At 68.2% G+C, this 19,392-nt stretch carries 17 protein-coding genes; 10 read left to right on the top strand and 7 right to left on the bottom strand.

Going from position 1 to position 19,392, the window contains the following annotated elements; genetic code table 11:
- Positions 1-4 precede the first annotated feature (4 nt).
- Both AC1ROD_RS15130 and AC1ROD_RS15125 read left to right on the top strand, forming a co-directional pair.
- Complete coding sequence (locus AC1ROD_RS15130; RefSeq protein ID WP_492949097.1) at positions 5-787, top strand: metallophosphoesterase family protein; 783 nt, start codon at positions 5-7, stop codon at positions 785-787.
- A 3-nt stretch (positions 788-790) separates the two neighbouring features.
- A complete protein-coding gene (locus AC1ROD_RS15125) occupies positions 791-1,282 on the top strand; it encodes a hypothetical protein (protein WP_492949096.1) in 492 nt (163 codons plus the stop codon).
- Between the two features lie 33 nt (positions 1,283-1,315).
- Here AC1ROD_RS15125 and AC1ROD_RS15120 read toward each other — a convergent pair whose 3' ends face one another.
- From AC1ROD_RS15120 to AC1ROD_RS15100, 5 genes are all read right to left on the bottom strand, one after another.
- The gene (locus AC1ROD_RS15120; RefSeq protein WP_492949095.1) at positions 1,316-1,912 is read right to left on the bottom strand and encodes a Crp/Fnr family transcriptional regulator; all 597 of its coding nucleotides are present in this window, start codon (positions 1,910-1,912) and stop codon (positions 1,316-1,318) included.
- Between the two features lie 74 nt (positions 1,913-1,986).
- Positions 1,987-2,706: a Crp/Fnr family transcriptional regulator gene (locus AC1ROD_RS15115; RefSeq protein ID WP_492949094.1), complete on the bottom strand. Its 720-nt coding sequence runs from the start codon at positions 2,704-2,706 to the stop codon at positions 1,987-1,989.
- Positions 2,703-2,969: a DUF6894 family protein gene (locus AC1ROD_RS15110; protein WP_492949093.1), complete on the bottom strand. Its 267-nt coding sequence runs from the start codon at positions 2,967-2,969 to the stop codon at positions 2,703-2,705. Before AC1ROD_RS15110 ends, AC1ROD_RS15115 begins: the two co-directional genes overlap by 4 nt.
- A 105-nt stretch (positions 2,970-3,074) precedes the next feature.
- A complete protein-coding gene (locus AC1ROD_RS15105; RefSeq protein WP_492949092.1) occupies positions 3,075-4,493 on the bottom strand; it encodes a sensor histidine kinase in 1,419 nt (472 codons plus the stop codon).
- The gene (locus tag AC1ROD_RS15100; RefSeq protein WP_492949091.1) at positions 4,480-5,157 is read right to left on the bottom strand and encodes a winged helix-turn-helix domain-containing protein; all 678 of its coding nucleotides are present in this window, start codon (positions 5,155-5,157) and stop codon (positions 4,480-4,482) included. Before AC1ROD_RS15100 ends, AC1ROD_RS15105 begins: the two co-directional genes overlap by 14 nt.
- A gap of 181 nt (positions 5,158-5,338) precedes the next feature.
- Here AC1ROD_RS15100 and AC1ROD_RS15095 point away from each other — a divergent pair, with 181 nt between their 5' ends.
- The 4 genes from AC1ROD_RS15095 to AC1ROD_RS15080 are packed head-to-tail and all read left to right on the top strand — an operon-like array spanning position 5,339 to position 11,348.
- Positions 5,339-6,715 carry a TolC family protein gene (locus AC1ROD_RS15095; RefSeq protein WP_492949090.1) on the top strand — a complete coding sequence of 459 codons (1,377 nt, stop codon included), beginning with the start codon at positions 5,339-5,341 and terminating at the stop codon, positions 6,713-6,715.
- A complete protein-coding gene (locus AC1ROD_RS15090; protein ID WP_492949089.1) occupies positions 6,712-7,614 on the top strand; it encodes an efflux RND transporter periplasmic adaptor subunit in 903 nt (300 codons plus the stop codon). Before AC1ROD_RS15095 ends, AC1ROD_RS15090 begins: the two co-directional genes overlap by 4 nt.
- Before the next feature lie 3 nt (positions 7,615-7,617).
- Positions 7,618-10,731 carry an efflux RND transporter permease subunit gene (locus tag AC1ROD_RS15085; RefSeq protein ID WP_492949088.1) on the top strand — a complete coding sequence of 1,038 codons (3,114 nt, stop codon included), beginning with the start codon at positions 7,618-7,620 and terminating at the stop codon, positions 10,729-10,731.
- Complete coding sequence (locus AC1ROD_RS15080) at positions 10,731-11,348, top strand: DedA family protein (protein WP_492949087.1); 618 nt, start codon at positions 10,731-10,733, stop codon at positions 11,346-11,348. The genes AC1ROD_RS15085 and AC1ROD_RS15080 overlap by 1 nt, the downstream gene beginning before the upstream one ends.
- Before the next feature lie 78 nt (positions 11,349-11,426).
- Here AC1ROD_RS15080 and AC1ROD_RS15075 read toward each other — a convergent pair whose 3' ends face one another.
- The gene (locus AC1ROD_RS15075) at positions 11,427-11,777 is read right to left on the bottom strand and encodes a PepSY domain-containing protein (protein WP_492949086.1); all 351 of its coding nucleotides are present in this window, start codon (positions 11,775-11,777) and stop codon (positions 11,427-11,429) included.
- Positions 11,778-11,952: 175 nt separating this feature from the next.
- On the opposite strand from AC1ROD_RS15075, the gene AC1ROD_RS15070 reads away from it, so the two are divergent.
- Positions 11,953-12,543, top strand: coding sequence for a methyltransferase family protein (locus tag AC1ROD_RS15070; protein ID WP_492949085.1), 591 nt, complete (start codon positions 11,953-11,955; stop codon positions 12,541-12,543).
- A gap of 4 nt (positions 12,544-12,547) precedes the next feature.
- On the opposite strand, the gene AC1ROD_RS15065 is transcribed toward AC1ROD_RS15070, so the two are convergent.
- A complete protein-coding gene (locus AC1ROD_RS15065) occupies positions 12,548-12,946 on the bottom strand; it encodes a transcriptional repressor (RefSeq protein ID WP_492949084.1) in 399 nt (132 codons plus the stop codon).
- A 295-nt stretch (positions 12,947-13,241) separates the two neighbouring features.
- On the opposite strand from AC1ROD_RS15065, the gene AC1ROD_RS15060 reads away from it, so the two are divergent.
- The 3 genes from AC1ROD_RS15060 to AC1ROD_RS15050 all read left to right on the top strand — a co-directional run bounded on the left by AC1ROD_RS15060 (position 13,242) and on the right by AC1ROD_RS15050 (position 19,175).
- Positions 13,242-15,389, top strand: a complete 2,148-nt coding sequence (locus AC1ROD_RS15060) for a TonB-dependent receptor (RefSeq protein ID WP_492949083.1) — start codon at positions 13,242-13,244, stop codon at positions 15,387-15,389.
- Between the two features lie 250 nt (positions 15,390-15,639).
- A complete protein-coding gene (locus tag AC1ROD_RS15055) occupies positions 15,640-16,902 on the top strand; it encodes a CehA/McbA family metallohydrolase domain-containing protein (protein ID WP_492949082.1) in 1,263 nt (420 codons plus the stop codon).
- Positions 16,902-19,175, top strand: coding sequence for a TonB-dependent receptor domain-containing protein (locus AC1ROD_RS15050; protein WP_492949081.1), 2,274 nt, complete (start codon positions 16,902-16,904; stop codon positions 19,173-19,175). The genes AC1ROD_RS15055 and AC1ROD_RS15050 overlap by 1 nt, the downstream gene beginning before the upstream one ends.
- Positions 19,176-19,392 lie beyond the last annotated feature (217 nt).

The raw sequence follows: 19,392 nt of genomic DNA, 5'->3' as shown, positions 1-19,392 counted from the left end.
CGGCATGAGCGATATTTCCCCGACTTCGACTGCTCCCCAGACGCCCCAGCCCGGCATGGACACCGGTCCGAAGAAGAAGCTGCGTGTCGCCGCCGTCGGCGACCTACATGTGGGCGAGAACCACGACCGGCCGCACCGCGCCCTGTTCGAACGCGTTCACGAGGACGCCGACGTCCTTTGCCTGTGCGGCGACCTGACCAATTTCGGCAAGACGCGCGAGGTCGAAATCCTGCTCGAGGACATCCGGTCCTGCAAAATCCCCATGGTCGGCGTGCTGGGCAATCACGAGCACGAATGCGGCCAGCCGGAACATGTGACGAAGATGCTGTGCGACGCCGGGGTCAAGATGCTGACCGGTCAGGCCTATGAGATCGAGGGCGTCGGCTTCGCTGGCGGCAAGGGGTTCGTCGGCGGCTTCGGGCGCTACATGCTGAGTTCCTTCGGCGAAAGCTCGATCAAGACCTTCGTCCAGGAGGCCGTCGAGGACGCCAATCTGATCGAGAACTCGATCCGCACCCTGCGCACCGAACGCTCGGTCGTGCTGCTGCACTATTCCCCTGTTGTCGACACCGTCGTGGGCGAGCCGCCGGAAATCCACGCCTTCCTGGGCTCGTCACGGCTGGCCGAGACGATCGACAGGTACGACAACATCAGCCTGGTCGTGCACGGCCATGCCCACCGCGGCGCGCCGGAGGGCAAGACCCACAAGGGCACACCCGTCTACAACGTCGCCCTGCCCGTGCTGAGAACCCTCGGCGACACCCCGTACCGGGTGTTCGAGGTCTAACTCATGCTCTACCGCCCTTTCTCCGCCGCCCTCTGTGCCGCGACCGCTCTGGTCGCCTTGGCCGCTTGCGGTGAACGCGCCGCTTCCACCGCTCCACAGCCGTCCGAAGAGGCGGCGTTTGAAGCGCCCAGGCCCGTACCCGCGCCTCCCCTGCCCTCCACCGCGCCGATCTCCGGGCCCCCACAGGCTCCCGCTGAGACGGACGGCCCGGCCCTGACTGAACGGGATTGCCTGCTCGTCGTCGACGGCGTGACCCACGTCAGCGGCCGGTGCCTTGTCTATCCCATGGGGGACGGCGGCTTCACACTGAACGTCTGGAGCCGCGGCAAGCCCGCCCGGTCCCACTTCGCTGTCGTCTCCATCAATGGCCGGGGTCCTGCCGATGCCAGCTGGAACAAGGACCCGGACGACAGCCACGCCTGGGACGCGCTCGGAACCGTCACGCCGGAGGCGGGATGCTGGGTCAACGCGCGGGCGAGGATCTGCGCACGGTAACCTCCACAGCAGCAAACGCCCGCAGGAAGTTCTCTATCCGTCGACGGATGATGTCTCGGCGTGGACGTGGCCGCTTTCACAGCCGCAGGCCGATCGCGTCAGGCCCGCGACGTCCTGGATATCGACCCGGCCCCGGCCGACCAGGATGATCTTTCGATCCTGAAGCGCCTGAAGCCCTTCGTTGACCGTGGCACGGCGCTGACCGACCAGTGCGGCCAGTTCCTGTTGCGTGGCGACCAACCTTTTCTCATGGGTTCTTGCGTGGATCGTCGCCAGCAGGTCGGCCAGACGGGCAGCGCCCGAATGGGACATCAGGCAATCCAGACGCGCCTTCAGCAACTCCATGCGCTGCTCGGCGGCCTCGCGCCTGCGCGTCAGGTCGTCGGAGGTGTCCGAAGCGGGCTCGACCTCGCGATATCGCCCGTCTGTCAGCCAGACGCCTTCGCCCTGGATCAGTTCACCGGGCCCCACCAAACAGGCGAGGCGGCCAGCCGGCGTGGTCTCGACGAAGACACCGGTCTCGATCCAGGCAGGCACGGCCGTTGCGGCACGGCGCTGGCCTTTCAGGACGGAGCGCGCGGGCTCGCGGCCAGGCTGAGGATCGGCGGAATCGGGGAAATCGGAAGCCATGATCGCCGATGCGGCGAGGTTCGGCCCCGCGCATTAACATAGGTGAATCCAACGTCGTTTTCAGACGTTGGCCTTCAGGTCGGTTCGCGATGCAGGCGCAGATAGGTCGGGTCGAACTCCGCGATCTCCACCAGCCGGTCCCAGTTCAGGATCGTGACCCGCGCGCCCACCCAGGTGATGACGCCTTCCGCCCGAAGCTCCCCGATCAACCGGTTCACATGGACCGTCGACAGGCCCAGGGCGTCGCCGAGCACAGCCTGGCTGAGCGGCAGATCGAAGACATGATCGGCCGCCTGACTGACGACCTCCAGGCGCAGATACATCTCGCAAATCAGGTGACAGAGGTGGGCCAGGGCACTGCGTCGCCCCATGGCCACCAGCCACTGGCGATGGATGGCCGCGTCGATCACCGTGTCCAGCCACAACAGGCGGGCGAGGTGGCCATGGTCGTCGATCAGCTTGCGCAGGTCGGCGTGACTGGCGTGAACGATTGTGCAGTCGGTCAGGGCGACGATGCCGTGGTCCATCTGCTTCATCAGCAGGCTGTGCAGGTCGATGAAGTCGCCTGTGACATTGATCTCGGTGATCTGCCGACGCCCGCTGGCCAGGGTGGTGTAGCGGGCGGTGAAGCCGCTCAGGATCAGGGTGCTTTGCTCGACGCGAACGTGTTCGTGGACGATGTCGCGCCCCGCAGGGACGCGAATGGCCGGCCCCAGGACACGCGCCAGCGCCGCTTCCTCGTCGGCGCTCAGAACGTCGCGGCGCGCCAGCTTTTCGATCAGTGCGTTGGTCATTCCGCGATCAGGCCCCGCGCCCGTTCGTCATCCGGCAAGGACTTCGACGCCCGAGCAGTCAGGGCGACCACCACTTCGCGCTTCTCATTGGTGGTGATCAGGCTGAAGGCGCCCGTCGGCCAAAAATGCGAGCCGCTGTTCTGCAGCAATTCGCCGAAGACCACGAGCGCTTCATCGCGCGCGGCGTCGTCGTCCGCGAGTTCCTCTCCCAGCTCGTCGCGAACGCATTCGCCATCCAGAGTGTGAAAGAAATATCGGGCCATCGCGCTCTCCGTGGAGATGCACAAATCCCTGGCGGCCTGTGCTGTTCCCACGCCACGGGTGGCCGCTCGAACCGATCCCGGGCGATCCGGGCCAACGGAACGTTCTCAGGCGGGAGGCAGGATGTTGGGCGGCGGAGGCGCGGTCAGGGTGACGGCGAGGCCGGGATGACGGTTTGCGATCTTCAGGGGGGCGCCGTGCAGGGAGGCGATGGCCGAGACCATCGACAGACCGAGCCCCGACCCGACCGTGTGGCGACTGCGGTCCAGCCGGTAGAAGCGGCGGGTCAAATTGGAGAGCTCGGCCTCGGGCGCGCCCGGACCATCGTCCTGAACCGTGACGACCGCTCCGGCGCCGGGACAGTTCCGCACCTCGACCGTGATCGCCCGGCCAGGCGCGCCTTGGGTCAGGGCCCCATGCGTAAGGGAATTGTCGATCAGGCTCGCGACAGCCTGGGCCAGAAGGGCGCTGTCGCCCTCAACCACCGCCTCCGGGTCGGAGACAAGGCTGAGCGTCCAGCCGGCCTCGTCGGCCGCGGGCTGATAGGCTTCGACCACCTCGGCGACGGTCGGGACAAGATCGAAGACCGCGAAGCGGCGGCTGGTCCCACCCTCGATCTGGGCGAGGCGCAGCAAGGCGGCGAAGATCTCCAGCAGACGGTCCGTTTCGCCGACAGCGTCAGCCAGCAGCTCGTCGCGCGCCTCGGCCGGCGCGGCCTGGGCGTCCTCCAGCCGGTTGCGCAGACGGGTCAGGGGCGTGCGCAGGTCGTGGGCGACGTCGGCCGAGACCTGACGGATCGCCTCCATGGCGCTCTCCAGCCGCTCCAGCATGGCGTTCAGGGTGTCGGCGAGGTCGTCGAACTCCCGCCCGATGCCCAGCGACGGCAGGCGCTCGCTGAGGTCGCCGCTCATCACCCGCCCGGCCGCGTCGGTCACGCCCTTGAGTCGGCGCAGCAGCACCGCCCCCGCCGCCGCCCCGCCGATCAGGGCCAGCAGGACCACGACCAGACCGCCGACGATCGCCAGCCGGTGCAGCCACTGGCGCAGCTCCTCCAACGCATAGGTGTCGCGGCCGACGGCGATGAAGGTGCCATCGCGGGCCCGATCGGTCAGGACGATGACCTCAATGGAACCGCTGTCGACCGTCTCGTCCTCCTCGGCGACCATCGGCAGATGGATGCTGGCCTCGCCGCGAATCTGTTCGACCGAGGCCGGGAGGCCCGCCGCCAGCCGCTCGCCCGACGGGGTGACGACCAGATAGCTGAACCGTTCGGGCTGGCCGCCTGCGACATGCTCCCTGAGGGACGCAATCAGGGCCGGGCCGCCCTCGGCATTGGCGTCGGCGACCAGGACCGCGACCTGATCGCGCAGCGCGTCGCGCGCGGTCTCCTCGGCGAAGCGGCCGACGGCGATGTCGAGCACGAGCAGCAGCACGGCCGTGCCCAGGCCGAACACCGCCGCGAAGACGATGGCCATTCGGAAGGTGGTGGTCTGCCAGAGTTTGGCGGGCGGTCTATTCCGGTTCATCGAGCACATATCCCACACCCCGCAGGGTGCGGATAAGTTCGATGTCGAATCCGCGATCAACCTTGGATCTCAGCCGGCTGACATGGGCGTCGACGATGTTGGTGCGTGGATCGAAGTGGAAGCCCCACAGGCTCTCCAGCAGCATGGTGCGGGTGACCGTCTCGCCGACCCGGCGCGCCAGAAACTCCAGTAGCTTGTACTCCTGCGGCGTCAGCTCGATGCGCTTGTCGGCGCGCGTCACCTTGCGGCGGCGGGTGTCGATGGACAGGTCGGCGATGCGGATGACGTCGTTCTGGCTGGTCAGGGGCGGGCGCCGCACCAAGGCGTTCAGCCGGGCCAGCAGTTCGCTGAAGGCAAAGGGCTTGACCAGATAGTCGTCGGCGCCGCCCTCCAGCCCCGAGACCCGGTCCTCGATCGAGCCCAGGGCGGTCAGCACCAGCACGGGAGCGTTGATCCCCTCGGCGCGCAGCAGACCGATGGCCTCCAGTCCCGAACGGCCGGGCAACATCCGGTCCATGACGATGACATCATGGGCGCCGGCCATGCCGATCTGCACGCCCTCGTCGCCGGTCTTCGCCACATCGACGGTGTGACCGGTCTCGACCAGACCCCGCGCGATGAAGGACGCCGTGCGCTCGTCATCCTCGACAACCAGCACCTTCATGCCTGCACCTGAGCCTGTCGTTCGCGCTTCATGGTCGGACATGATCACGAAGCCGGGCTGTCAAGCCAGCCGAAGTCGCTCCGGGCGCGTCGAATTAATCCGACCGTCAGACTATGCGTAAGTGACGAGGCCTAGGCGGTGCGGACGGTTTGATCAGACGAGTCCGCCCCGAGCCCCCCCTGTGAATTTCGGCCCAAGGATCATCGGCTTCGGCGCCCTCCTCGCCGCCGCCAGCGGAGTGTTGGGAGGCTGCGTCAGCTATCAGGCCAGCCCGGTCGATCTCCCGGCGTCCGCAGCGGCGCTCGAGGCGCGGACCGTGCCGACGCCCCCCAGCGGACCCCTCTCGTATCTCGCCGCGCTCGATCTCGCCCTGCAGCGCGCCCCGGCGGTGCTTCAGGCCCGGGCCGCCTATGACAGCGCCGTAGCGGCGGCGCGGACGGCGCGGGTTCGGCCGGCGATGACCCTGACGCTGACCGCCGAATATTCGCATCAGGCCGATCCGAACAAGCCGTGGCTCTATGGCGGGGCTCTGGATGTGCCGCTCGATCGGGGACGCGACGCCCGGATCGACAGCGCCGATCTGGCCATCCTCAAGGCGCGCTACGACCTCATTGAGGCGGTCTGGGCGACCCGCACCGCCCTGCGCCGCGCCCTGTTCGATCAGGCGGTGGCGGAGGAAGAACTGGTCATCGCCGACCGGCAGATCGCCATCCGGGAGCAGCGGCTGGCGGTGTTCGAACGTCGCGTCGTGCTCGGCGAGGACGCCCGGCCGGTCGCCCTGACCGCGGCGACGGAGCTGTCGATGTCGCGTCAGCGCCGGACCTCGGCGGCGGCGGCCCTGACGCAGGCCCGGGCGGCCATCGCGGCTGAGCTCGGCGTGACCGTTGAGGCGCTCGGCAGCCTCCGGATTGAGACCCCGACCGCCACACCGCCCGCTCCAGACGCCGTGCCCGGCCTGCGCCGCGACGCCGCGATCGGTCGCGCCGACGTGTTGAGGGCCGTGGTGGACTATGACATCGCCGAACAGGCCCTGCGCAGCGCCGTGGCGGGCCAGTATCCGCAGGTGACTCTCAGCCCCGGCTACACCTGGGAACGCGGGGTGACCAAGCTGCCGTTCAACCTCGGCCTCGCCCTGCCCCCGGCCGACTTGAACCGCGCCGCCATCAATGAGGCCGAGGTCAAACGCGCAGAGGCCGGGACCGCGCTGGAAGCCGCACAGGCGAAGGTTTTCGCCGAGGTCGACGCCTCCGCCTCCGCCCTCGCCGGCGCCGACCGTCAGGCGGCCCGGATCGAAGCCGGGGATCGCCCCCTGGCGGCCCGCGCCAGAGCCCTGACCGACCGCGCCGTCGCCCTCGGCGAAAACGACCGCGCCGACTCCCTCGCCGCCGAGGCCTCGGCGCTGGATGTCGACCTGTCCGTCATCGACGTACGCCGCCTTCAGGCCACTGCCCTCGCCGACTTCGAAGCCGCGACGCGCGTTCTCGCCGACCCTGCCGAACGCGACCGGCTTGCCGCTGCACTGCCCTCCCCCGCTTTCGGCCCGGAGACCGCCTCATGAACGCCCGCCGTCACGCCCCTCTGCTGGCTGCCATCGCCCTCGGCCTGTGCGGAGCGGCCGCCGAAGCCCCGCCGCCCGCGCAGATGGTCGCCGCGACCCAGCATCGGCTCTCTGTCCAGACCGCGCCGCTGATGGCCGCCAGTCATGCGCCCAGCGTGGCAGGATACGCCCGGGTGATCGACGCCGGGACGCTGGCCCTGCTCGACACCGACCTGTCCGCCGCCCTCGCCGCCGCCGCCGCGTCACAGGCCGAGGCGGCCAGGGCCACCGCCCTGCACGCCGAGGACCAGATGGTCGCCGCCAAGGTCTCGGAGGCCGCTGTGGCCACCGCCCGCGCTGATCAGGCGAAGGTTCGGCTGCTGCGGACCCGCCTCGGCCTCGAATGGGGCCCGGGGCTGACCGCCATGGGCGACGGCGGTCGCGCCCGGCTGATCCGGGATCTCGCCGCCGGGAACGCAGTCCTGCTGCGCATCGACGCCGCAACGCCGTCAGCCGCCGGTGGCGCGGTGACCCTCGATCTCGGGCCGAACGGCACGGCGCGGGCGCGCATCCTCGGCCCCTCGCGCACTGCGGATCCGCGCCTTCAGTCGGCTGGCCAGCTCGCCATCGTCACCGGCCCGCAGGCGCGGCTGCTCGGCGTCGGCCTGGCCGTGCCTGTGCAGATTCCGGCAGGCGGCGGCGTGACCGGTGTCATCGTGCCTGACAGCGCCGTCCTGCGCGCCGAGGGCCAGAGCTGGGTCTATGTGAAGACCGGCGCCGAGGCCTTCGAACGCCACGTGCTGGACCAGCCGGTCGCCACGCCCGACGGCCTGTTCGTCGTGACTGGCGTCAAGGCCGGAGATGTGGTCGCCACGCGCGGCGCTTCGGCCCTCTACGCCGCCGAACAGGCGGGCGGCTGAGCCATGCTGAACGCCGTCGTCCATTGGTCGCTGGAGCGAGCCCGGATCATCGTGGTCCTGGCAGCCCTGCTGCTCGCCTATGGCGGCATGACGCTGAAGACGGCGTCGTACGACGTCTTCCCCGAGTTCGTTCCGGCCCAGGCCGAGGTCCAGACCGAAGCCGCGGGTCTGACCGCTGAACAGGTCGAACAGCTGGTCACCCGGCCGATCGAACAGGCCGTGGCGGGCGCCGCCGGGGTCGAGACGGTGCGATCGGAATCCATCCAGGGCCTGTCGCTGGTCACGGTGACCTTCAAGAGCGGCGCCGATCCCTATCGCTCGCGCCAGATCGTCGCCGAGGCCCTCGGCGAGGCCGCGTCGAACCTGCCCGCCGGCGCCACCGCCCCCAAGGTCGCGCCCCTGACCTCCTCGACCATGGACCTGCTCAAGGTCGGCTTCACCAGCGACCAGCTCAGCCCAATGGAACTGCGCGATCTGGTCGAATGGACTGTGCGGCCGCGCCTGCTGTCGGCGCCCGGCGTCGCCCGCGCCACCGTCTATGGCGGCGAGACCCGACGCATCGAAATCCGCGTCAAACCGGACTCCCTCGCCGCCCATGAACTGAGCTTCAGCGACGTGGTCACGGCCGCGCGCACCGCGACCGGCGTCACCGGCGGCGGATTCATCGACACCTCCGAGCAACGCATCCTGATCGAGACGCAAGGTCAGGCCTCGACCCCGGCCGAAATCGGCGCCGCCCAGATCACCACCGTCGACGGCCTGCCGATCCGGCTAGCGGATGTGGCCGAGGTCGCCGAAGGCTCCGTCCCCCTGAACGGCGACGCCCTGATCATGGGGCGTCCGGGCGTCCTGATCAGCCTGTCGAGCCAGTACGGCGCCAACACCCTGACCGCCACCAAGGCTCTGGAGGCCGCACTTCAGGAGCTGAAGCCGACGCTGGACGCCGCGGGCGTGACGGTGAACACCGGCCTGCACCGCCCGGCCAACTTCATCGAAGCGGCTCTGGGTGGCATCGTCGAGGACCTGCTGATCGGGGCGGCCCTGATCGCGCTGGTGTTGTTCGTCTTCCTCCGGAACTGGCGGGCGGTCGTGATCTCGTTCCTGAGCATCCCGCTGTCGCTGCTGATCGCGGTGATCGCGATGGACCGGATGGGCTGGACCATCAACACCATGACGCTGGGCGGTCTGGCGGTGGCCCTGGGCGTGGTGGTCGATGATGCGGTCATTGACGTGGAGAACATCGTCCGCCGCCTGCGCACCCGCGATGAGGCCGAGCCGCATGCCCTGACCATCCTGCACGCCTCGCTCGAGGTCCGGGCGCCGGTGATCTACGCCACCCTCGTGGTCGCCCTGATCCTGACGCCGGTGCTGTTCCTGCACGGTCTTCAGGGGTCGTTCTTCAGCCCGCTCGCGGCGGCCTTCATCCTCGCCACCCTGGCGTCGCTGGCGGTCGCCGTCGTGGTCACCCCGGCGCTGAGCCTGCTGCTGCTCAGAAAGGCCCATCTGCCTGAGGAACCGAAGCCCTTGCTGACCCTGAAGGAGAAGCATGCCGGCCTGCTGCAGCGGATCTCGGTCCGCCCGCGCACCGCCCTGATCGTCTCGGTCGTCGCCTTCGTGATCACCGGCGCCGGCTTCGCCCTGTTCAACACCGAGTTGCTGCCCGCCTTCCGCGAGAGCCATTTCGTGCTCGGCGTGGCGGCCCGACCGGGCGCCTCCCTGACGGTCATGCGGACCTACGGCAAGGCCATCACCCGCGACCTGCTGGCCGTGCCCGGCATCCAGTCCGTCGAGCAGCAGATCGGCCGCGCCTCGGGCGGCGAGGACACCTGGGGCACCGAACGCAGCGAGTTCCACGTCGAGCTCAAGCCCAAACTCTCGGGCGCCGAACAGGACCGGATCCAGCAGAAGATCCAGGATATCCTGGCCGCCTATCCGGGGCTGGAGACCGAGGTTCTGACCTTCCTCGGCGACCGGATCGGCGAGTCCCTGTCGGGTCAGACCGCCAGTCTGGTGGTCAGCCTCTACGGCGCAGATTCCGATACCCTCGACAAGGCCGCCGCTCAGGTCGACGCCATCCTGAAGACCGTCCCGGGGGCGACCGACGTCCAGCTTGGCACGCCACCCTCGACGCCCGCCGTCCGCATCACCCTCGATCCCGTTGCCGTCGGGCGCTACGGCCTGTCCCCCGCCGAGGTACTGGACGCAGTCCAGACGGCGTATCAGGGCACGGTCGCGGCCCAGATCTACCGCCAGGACCGGGCGCTCGACATCGCCGTGACCACCCCGCCGAACCTGCGCTCCCAGCCGGAGGCCGTCGGCGATCTGTTGATCCGCTCCAGCTCGGGCGCCGTCGTTCCGCTGCGCCAGATCGCCAGGGTCGGGCTGGTCGACGGACGCACTGTCATCGCCCATGACGGCGGCCGCGCGGTCTCGGTCGTCACCGCCAGCCCGGCCCCGCGCGACGTGGCGAAGGTGACCAAGGCCGCGCAGGCGGCCATCGCGAAGGCCCAGCTGCCGCCCGGGGTCTATGCCGAATATTCGGGCTCGGCCGCCGGCGCCGCAAGCGCGCGCAACGACCTGCTGCTCAACGTCGGCGTGGCCTTGGTCGGGGTCGTGATCCTGCTGCTGCTGGCCTTCCGCAGCGGTCGGGCGGTCGGCCTGATCCTCGGCACCGCGCCGGGGGCGCTCGTCGGCGGGGTGGTTGCCGTGGCCCTGACTGGCGGCAGTCTGTCGCTGGGCTCTCTGGTCGGCTTCGTGGCCCTGTTCGGCATCGCCTCGCGCAACGCCATCCTCCTGATCTCCCACACCGAGCATCTGGTCACCCACGAGGGCCATGACTGGTCGCTGGAGACGGTTGTGCTGGCGACGCGCGAACGGCTGACGCCGATCCTGATGACGGCCCTGGTCACCGGCCTCGGCATCCTGCCGCTGGCTCTGCAGACGGGTCAGGCGGGGCGTGAGATCCAGGGACCGATGGCCATCGTCATCCTCGGCGGTCTGGTCACCTCGACCCTGATCAGCCTGCTCGTCCTGCCCGCCCTGATCTGGCGTTACCTGCGCATACCGGAACCCGAAGCACGTGAAGCGCACACCGACCTCGCGGGAGAACCCGCCTGATGTTCGACCTCATCGTTCAGATCATCACGGTCACCGGCGTGCTCGGCGTCGCCTTTCTGATGTTCGCCGAGAACGTCTTCCCGCCCCTGCCATCCGAAGTGATCATGCCGCTGGCCGGATTCGCGGCGGCGCGCGGGGACTTCAGTCTGCTGCTGCTGGTAGCGGCGGGCACGCTTGGTGCGGTGGCCGGCGCCTGGGTCTGGTATGAGGTCGGACGCCGCGTCGGGCTGGCGTGCCTGCGCCGCTGGTCAGAAACCCAGGGCTGGTGGCTGACGCTTGGCCCCGAGGAGATCGACAAGTCCGCGGCGGTGTTCGCGCGCTTCGGCGGTCCGGCGGTCCTTATCGGCCGGCTGGTCCCCACGGTCCGCACCTTCATCTCCATCCCCGCCGGAGTGACCGGCATGGGGCTCCGGCGCTTTCTGGCCTGGACGACGGTCGGGACGGCCGCCTTCACCTTCATCCTGGCCTATGCGGGCTATCGGCTGGAGGCGCACTACGACCGGGTCGAGGCATGGCTCAACCCGGTCACCACCGGCGTGCTGATCGTCGCCGTCGGGGCCTATCTTTATCGACTGGTCGTCTTTCACCGTCGCTCGCGCGGAGGCGACGATGCCTGAGGCCTGCTTCCCGCATGAACACAAACGAGACCGCGAAGCGCGCGGCTTCGCGATCCCGTTCGCGCCTGACGACAAATCTCAGTCGTCGGCGCCCTCGTGGCCTTCGTGTTCCTCGCCCTCGTCCTCATCGTCCGGACCGATTTCCTTGACGGCGCCGGTGCGGGCGTCGATCTCGACGCTGATGTCGCCGGTCGAGGCCACGGTGGTCACGATCCAGGCCGGTCCGCCGTGCTCTTCCTCCAGCGACACCTCCACGGCGCGGCCGTGGCTTTCGGTCTCGGCCGTCGAGATTGCGGTTGCGATCGGCACGGTGGCGCGGGCCAGCAGGGCCGCGTCCTCGCTCTCGGCCGGACGGGCGGTGGCGACGCCGGCCGCCGCGGCTCCGGCGACGCCGAGCGCGGCCAGAGCGATGAGTGGCAGTTTGTTCATTTCGATCTCCCTGCAGACGAAGGGTCTGCGGGATCGTCCTACGCGCCCCCGTCTCTCGCGATCATTGCCCCAACATTACGATCATCCCTCCAGCCCCCTCACCCGACGCTCCCCCCGCGCCGCCTAACCAGAAAGCCCCACCGTGTCAGACGCAAAAAGCAACGCGATCCAACGCATGCAGCTGATCCGCAAGATCGTGCTGTTCATCCTCATCCTGGGTGTGATCGCGCTCTCCGCCTTCACCAAAACCCTGAACGGCGAAACGCCCTTCCATGAAATCCTGGAGACGGTCGGCCTGATCCTGATCGGCGTCGCCATCGTCGGGCGAGGCTGGTGCTCCCTCTATATCGGCGGGCGCAAGAAGGCCGAGATCATCGATCAGGGTCCCTATTCGATCACACGCAACCCTCTCTATGTCTTCAGCTTCATCGGCGCCTTCGGCATCGGCGCCCAGACCGGCAGCATCACCCTGGCCCTGCTGTTCGTCCTGATCGCCGTCATCGTCTTCTGGGCGACGGTGAAACGCGAGGAGGCCTGGCTGCTGGACGCCTTTGGCGAGCCCTATGCCGCCTATCTGAAGCGCACCCCGCGGTTCTGGCCGAACTTCTCGCTGTGGAACGCCTCGGAGACCCTGGAGGTCCGGCCCAGCTATTTCCTGACGACCATCTTCGACGGCCTGACCTTCCTGCTGGCCATTCCGATCTTCGAACTGATCGAACGGGCCCAGCAGGCCGGCTGGATCCACACGATCTTCACCCTGCCCTGAGGATTCAGGGCTTCCGGGTCACCCTGAGGTCAATGCCGCCGGCAAGGTCAAAGCCGGCGGCGGCGATCACCGCCTTGATCCGCTTGGCCAGAGCCTCGTCGACGAAGGTCGTGACCGTCTCCCGCTCGACATCGACGAGGTTGATCAGCGGGATGTCGCGGGCCAGCTGGAAGAAGATGCGGGCCCCCAGCACGGCATTGACCGCCAGATAGCCCTTGTCCTGCAGATCCCGGATGGCGCGATAGACGCTCGACCTCGCGATCGGGTCGTCGGCGCGATTGGCGACCATCCATGCCCGCTCGACATCCATGACCTCGGTCGTGCCTTCGAAGGCGGCGAGGACACGCCTTGCCGTCGCGCTAAGGCGGACGCCAGTCCGTCGAGAGAGATCGAAGGTGTTCAAGCCAGCTCCGTGAACGTCAGGGCGGAAGCATTGCCGGGCGCGACCTTCGTCGAACATGACAACAGGATTACTTCCGGCGCGGCGCGCGCATCCGCCGCACTTCAGAGGCTTGCCAAGATCCAGGGATTTTGCGGTTCAGCCAAACCTTCGCGCAAGATGACGGCAGCGTTACGATGTGCCCGGCAGCGCGCGTTTGCGTTGCAAGGCATTCTCAGTCGCACTACCCACCCCGCAGCGAATGCTTCGCAACAACGCGCGGCGAGCCTGTGTCTCGCTGCTGCCGGGGATTTCAAAAATGACCAAACCGACCAGGGCGCGGGCTGACCGCGCACGCCTTCTGTCCATCCTGCTGGCTTCGACGGCTGTCGCCGCGGCCTCGCCCGTGTTGGCGCAACAGTCCGAGGCCCAGACGACCTCGGTCGCCGATATCGACGTCTATGGCCATCGCGACAACGGCTATCGCGCCAATGCCACCACCACGGCGACGAAGACGCCGACCGCCCTCATCGACACGCCCCAGGCCGTGACCGTCGTCACCCGCGACCAGATCAACGACCAGGCCCTGATCAGCATGAACGACGTCGTGCGCTATGTGCCCGGCGCCTCCTACGCCCAGGGCGAAGGCAACCGCGACACCCTGGTCCTGCGCGGCATCTCGAACACCGCCGACTTCTTCACCGACGGCGTCCGCGACGACACCCAGTACTACCGGGACTTCTACAACGTTGAACGCGTCGAGATCCTGAGCGGCCCGAACGCCATGACCTTCGGTCGCGGCGGTCCCGGCGGCGTGGTCAACCGCGTCACCCGTCAGGCCGGCTGGGGCATCGACAGCCAGCTTCGCGTCGAAGCCGGTTCGGACGGCTTCTATCGCGGCACGGGCGACTACAACCATGTGATCAGCGACCAACTGGCCGTCCGTCTGACCGGCCTGTACGAAAACTCCGACAGCTACCGCGACGGTGTCGAGTTCGAGAAGTTCGGCATCAATCCGACCGCCACCGTCCGTCTGAAGGACGGCACCGTGGTCCAGTTGGGCTATGAACATTTCGAGGACCGTCGTATCGCCGACCGTGGTGTTCCCGCCAACGCCGGCGGCACGCTCGCCAACCCGGCCAAACCGCTGGAAGGCTATACCCACACCTTCTTCGGCGATCCGCGTCAAAGCCCGACCGACACCGACGTCGACGCCTTCTCGGCCATGGTCGAGCACCGGTTCGGCAATGGACTGACCCTGCGCAATCGCACGCGCATCGCCGACTACGACAAATTCTACCAGAACGTCTTCCCCGGCGCGGTCAACGCCGCGGCCCAGACCGTGACGATCAGCGCCTACAACAACGACACCCAGCGGCAGAACCTCTTCAACCAGACCGACCTGATCTACAAACTCCAGGCCGGCGGCATCAGCCACACCCTGCTGGCCGGCGTCGAGTTCGGGCGTCAGGAAACCGAGAACTTCCGCCAGACGGGCTTCTTCACCGGCGGCGCGACGTCGATCCAGGCGCCCCTGTCCAACCCGACCGTCAATGTGCCGATCACCTGGGCGCAGAACGCCACCGACGCCTCCAACAAGGGCACGGCCAAGGTCGCCGCGGCCTATGTGCAGGACCAGATCGAGCTGACCTCGCAGCTGCAGCTGCTGCTCGGCCTGCGCTTCGACAGCTTCAAGGTCGACACCCTGAACCGGCGCACCAACGCCAGCTTCTCCGCAACCGACGACCTGTGGTCGCCGCATGTGGGTCTGGTGTTCAAGCCCGTCGAGACCCTGGCCTTCTACGGCAGCTACTCGAAGAGCTATCTGCCGCGCTCGGGCGAACAGCTATCCTCCCTGTCGGCGAGCAACGCCTCCCTCAAGCCGGAAGAGTTCGACAACTACGAACTGGGCGCCAAGTGGGACGTCAACCCCGCCCTGAGCTTCACCGCCGCCGTCTATCAGCTGGACCGCAAGAATGTGGTCGTGCCCGATCCGTCCAACCCGGCCCTGTCTATCCTGGTCGACGGTCAGCGCTCGAAGGGCATCGAGATCGGCGGCCGCGGCCAGATCACGCCGGAGTGGAGCATCGTCGGGGCCTATACCCACATCGAGGCCGAGATCACCAAGGCCCAGTCCGCCACAGTCCTCGCCGGTAACCGTCTGGCCAACGTCGCCGAGGACAGCGCCTCCCTGTGGAACCGCTACGACTTCACGCCGAAATTCGGCGCCGGTCTGGGCGTGATCTACCAGGGTGAGCGGTTCGCCGCCTCGGACAACACCCAGGTGTTGCCCAGCTTCACCCGCGTCGACGCCGCCCTCTACTACGCGGTCAATGACAAGGTGGACGTCCAGCTGAACGTCGAGAACCTGTTCGACGAGGGCTATTTCGCCTCGGCCAACTCGAACAACAACATCACCCCGGGCTCGCCCCGCGCCTTCCGCGTGGCCCTTACCAGCCGGTTCTGATGGCCCGAGCTTCGGCCCATTTTGAAGCCTGAAGAGGGGCGGGATCGCGCACGCGGTCCCGCCCCTTCGCCTTTCCGGCGCAGAGCCGTGGCGATTCATAATCCGCCCGTCAGCTTCCGCGTAAGTCCTTCGCGACAAGGTCCCTGCACGCCTTCCTGCAAGCTTCGCCGAACCTTTACCTCCCTGTCGTCGCCCCGTGGCCGGCGCGCCATGACGCGCGTCCAGACTGGGCCGGCAACCCGGACTCTCCATGTCGCCAGATCGCGAACCGCCGTCGTCCCGCGTCACTCGAAAGCCCGCGAGGCTGTCGTGGATCAAGCGGGTTTTTGTCGCCGCTCTCGGCCTGACCCTGATCAGCGCCGGGCGTCCTCTTCCACAGGCGGCAGCGGCCGCGGCCGACGCCCTGCGGTCCGGGCCAGACCGATATGACTATGCGGGCCTCATCCACCTGCACACCGGCTATTCCGACGACGCCACCGGAACCTACGACAGCCTGGCCGCCGCCGCCGGGCGGCAGGGCATCCGTTTCCTGATCGTGACCGATCACAACACCCTCCAACCTTTGCGAGACGGGCGTCAGGGCTGGCGCGGCGGCGTCCTGATGCTGACAGGGATCGAGAGCTCGCGACCCGAGGGCCATATGGTGGGCCTGGACATCACCTCTGCCCCAACCGACGGCGAGGCCCCGACCTGGCCTTTCCTGTCGAGTATCGAAGCGGAGGGCGGGTTGGCCGTCATCGCTCATCCCACCCATCGCAAATGGGCGTGGAAGGGTCCAATCGACGACCGCATCATGGGCATGGAGATCCTCGATCTCGCCGACCAGTTCTACGACGCCCCGTCACGCGCGAAGGCCGCAGCGCTGGCCGCCCTGCCCTTCCGCCCGATGGCGGCTTATCTCGAGCTCGGCGGACGTCCGGCCTCGGCGCTGGCGAGGTGGGACCAGATCACCCGGACGCGGCGGTTCGTCGGCCTCTACGCTCCTGATATCCATCAGGCCATTGAACTGTCGGATGACTGGAAAATCCCCTTCCCGCCCGCACACGACATCATGCGCATCGCCCGGGATCATATCGTGACACCGACACCCTTCACCGGGCGACAGGCTGAGGATGCGTCGCTGGTCTATGACGCGCTCAAGGCCGGCCATGTCTACGTCTCTCTTGATGTCCTCGGCGATGGAACCGGCTTCATGTTCACCGGCGAGCGGCCGGGTCAGATCACGTGGATGGGCGATCAGATCGTCTCCGGCCAGCCCACCACCTATCGCGTCCGGCTGCCGGCCTCGGCGGCGCCGCTCAAGCCCGTGATCCATCTGTTGCGCAACGGGGCAGAGGTGACGCGCAGCCAGCCCGGGGACGCCAGCCTCGCCTGGACGAGCGGCGACGACGGCGTCTATCGCGTCGAGGTCACGACCCGGGTCGCGACCCTCGCGGGTCCTTCCCGTGAAATGGTCTGGATCTACTCCAACCCGATCTACGCCCGGGCGGGCGACCTTTCGCCGGAAACGTAATGCGGCCGTCAGGCCGCCGTCATGGCCCGCGCCCTAGGGCTCGGGAAACCCGGAGTCGCCGTCGCGGCCGATCGGGATTTCTCCTCGGGGCCAACCATGATCCTCTCCCGCACCGCCACGCCCCTCGCTCAGGCCATGGCTGCCGCCCTCGCGACCTTGCCCGCCGTCGCCGCGGCCCAGACCTCCTCGCCTCAAACCCGGCCCTCCGATACGACGACCGTCGGCGAGGTGGTCGTCACCGGCCAGCGCCCGGCCGCGACCACCTCGATCGACCGGCGCACCTATCGCGTCGACAGCGACCTGCAGGCCGCCTCCGGTTCCGTCAGCGACGTCCTGAAGAACATCCCCTCCGTCGAGGTCGACGCCCAGGGCGTCGTCAGCCTGCGTGGGACCCCAGCGTCCAGATCCTGATCGACGGCCGCCCCTCGACGACCCTGTCGGCGCTCAACCGGGCCGACACCCTGCAGGGCCTGTCCGCCAGCACGATAGAGACGATCGAGGTCATCACCAACCCGTCGGCGGCCTTCCGTCCCGACGGCACGGCGGGGATCATCAATATCGTCACGAAGAAGACCCGGACGCCCGGCCGGTCGAGCTCGGTCCGCGCCAGCGTCGGGACGGACGGTCGCTACAGCCTCGGCGTCACCGCCACCCAGCGCATCGGCGCCCTGACCCTGAACGGCAATCTGGGCCTGCGTCAGGACGAACGCATCCGTCGCTCCACGGACGACCGGGTCCTGACCGACCCCGTCACCGGTGCGGCCACCGAAACGCGTCAGGTCACGGCCTTCGACACCGGCCGCCTGTCGAAGACCATCGGCGCGGGTCTGGAGTATGACGCGACCGCGCACGACCGGCTCAGCGCCGGCGCCAGCTATACCGAGCGCAGCGGCGACCTCAGCGCCTTCCAGACCAATCAGGTCCTGACGCCGGGCGGCGTCGTGACCCGCGACTACGACCGCTTCGGCGGCGGCGACGAGACCCAGACCTCCGACGAGTTGCTGGCCGGCTGGCGCCACACCTTCTCAGGCGAAGGCCGCACCTTCTCGCTGGATCTGCGTCGCGGGCGAACGGTCGAGCAACAGACGCGCCAGCTGACCAACCGCTATCGCCTGCCCATCGGCCCGGACCAGATCGATCTCGAAACCCCGAGCGAAAGCGAGCTCCAGCGCCAGTTGACCGCCGTCTACGCCACGCCCCTGGCCGGCGGCGATCTGGAGGTCGGCTATGACGTCCTGCGCGAGGACGCCAACTATCGCCATCGCGGCGGAACGGTCGACGCGGGCGGCGTCTATCTGCCCGACGCGAACCGAACCAACCGCTTCCTTTACGACCGGACCATCCACGCCCTCTACGCCACCTGGGAACGGCCGCTGACCGGCAAGCTGTCGGCCATCTTCGGCCTGCGTCTGGAGGAGATGACCGACCACGCCGATCAGGTCGATCTGGGCCTGACGAAACGCCGCGACGCGTTCGACGTCTATCCGACCCTGCACCTGCAGTACGAACTGTCCGACACCCAGACCCTGCGCCTCAGCTACAGCAAGCGGGTGGCGCGGCCCGAGGTCGAGGACCTCAACCCCTACCCGACCTATACCGATCCCCTGAACCTGCGCGCCGGCAACCCGGACCTGAAGCCGCGCGAAACGGACTCCTTCGAGGCCAGCTACCAGTATGCGGCCCACGGCATGTCCTGGGAGGTCACCGGTTATCTGCGCAAGACCGTCAACACCTTCACCGAGGTGACCCGGCTGATCAGCCCGACGGTCGTCCTGACCACGGAGGAGAACCTCGGGCGCAGCGATGCGGCGGGCCTGGTCTTCGCCGGACGCGGCAAGCTGACCGACCGGATCGCCTACCGCGTCAGCGGCGACGTCAACTATACCCGGCTGGATCCCGGCAACCTCGGCTTTGATGTCCGGTCGGGCTGGAACTCCTCGGCCAAGGGGGGTCTGGACTATCAGCTGACCCCGTCGGATCTGCTGCAGGTCAGCCTCGACTATCGTGGCCGCCGCCAGACCGCGCAGGGCTATCGCGAGGGCGTGGCCAGCGCCAACCTCGGCTATCTGCACACCTTCGCCAACGGCGTCAGCGCAGTCGCCACCGTGTCCGACGTCTTCGACAGCCAGATCGAACGGTCGCACATCGACGCCGCAACCCTGCGCCAGAGCACCGAACGCCGCGGCTCGCGCCGTCTGTTCAACTTCGCCGTCACCATTCCCTTCGGCGGCGCCCGCCCGGCCCGGATCGCTCCGGCCGAGTTGACGGACTAGGGCGGCCGACCAGGCGTCAGCTATTCCACCAGCCGCCTGCTCGGCGGCGCCATGCCCGGCAGCCTGTCTCTGGCGCCGGGGGGCGATGACGAGTCACAGGTGCGGGAGGAGCCTCCCCGCGCCTGAGGGCGTTTGCGCTTCGTCGGGTTGGCCAGAACGCAAAACGCCCCCGGGCTTTTGGCCAGGGGGCGTTTTGTTGATGTTTGGGTGCGGGAGC

The sequence above is a fragment of the Brevundimonas sp. GW821-FHT12E07 genome (assembly GCF_058807035.1).
The sequence above is the reverse complement of the archived record's forward strand: the minus strand, read 5'-3'. Positions and strand labels throughout refer to the sequence as shown.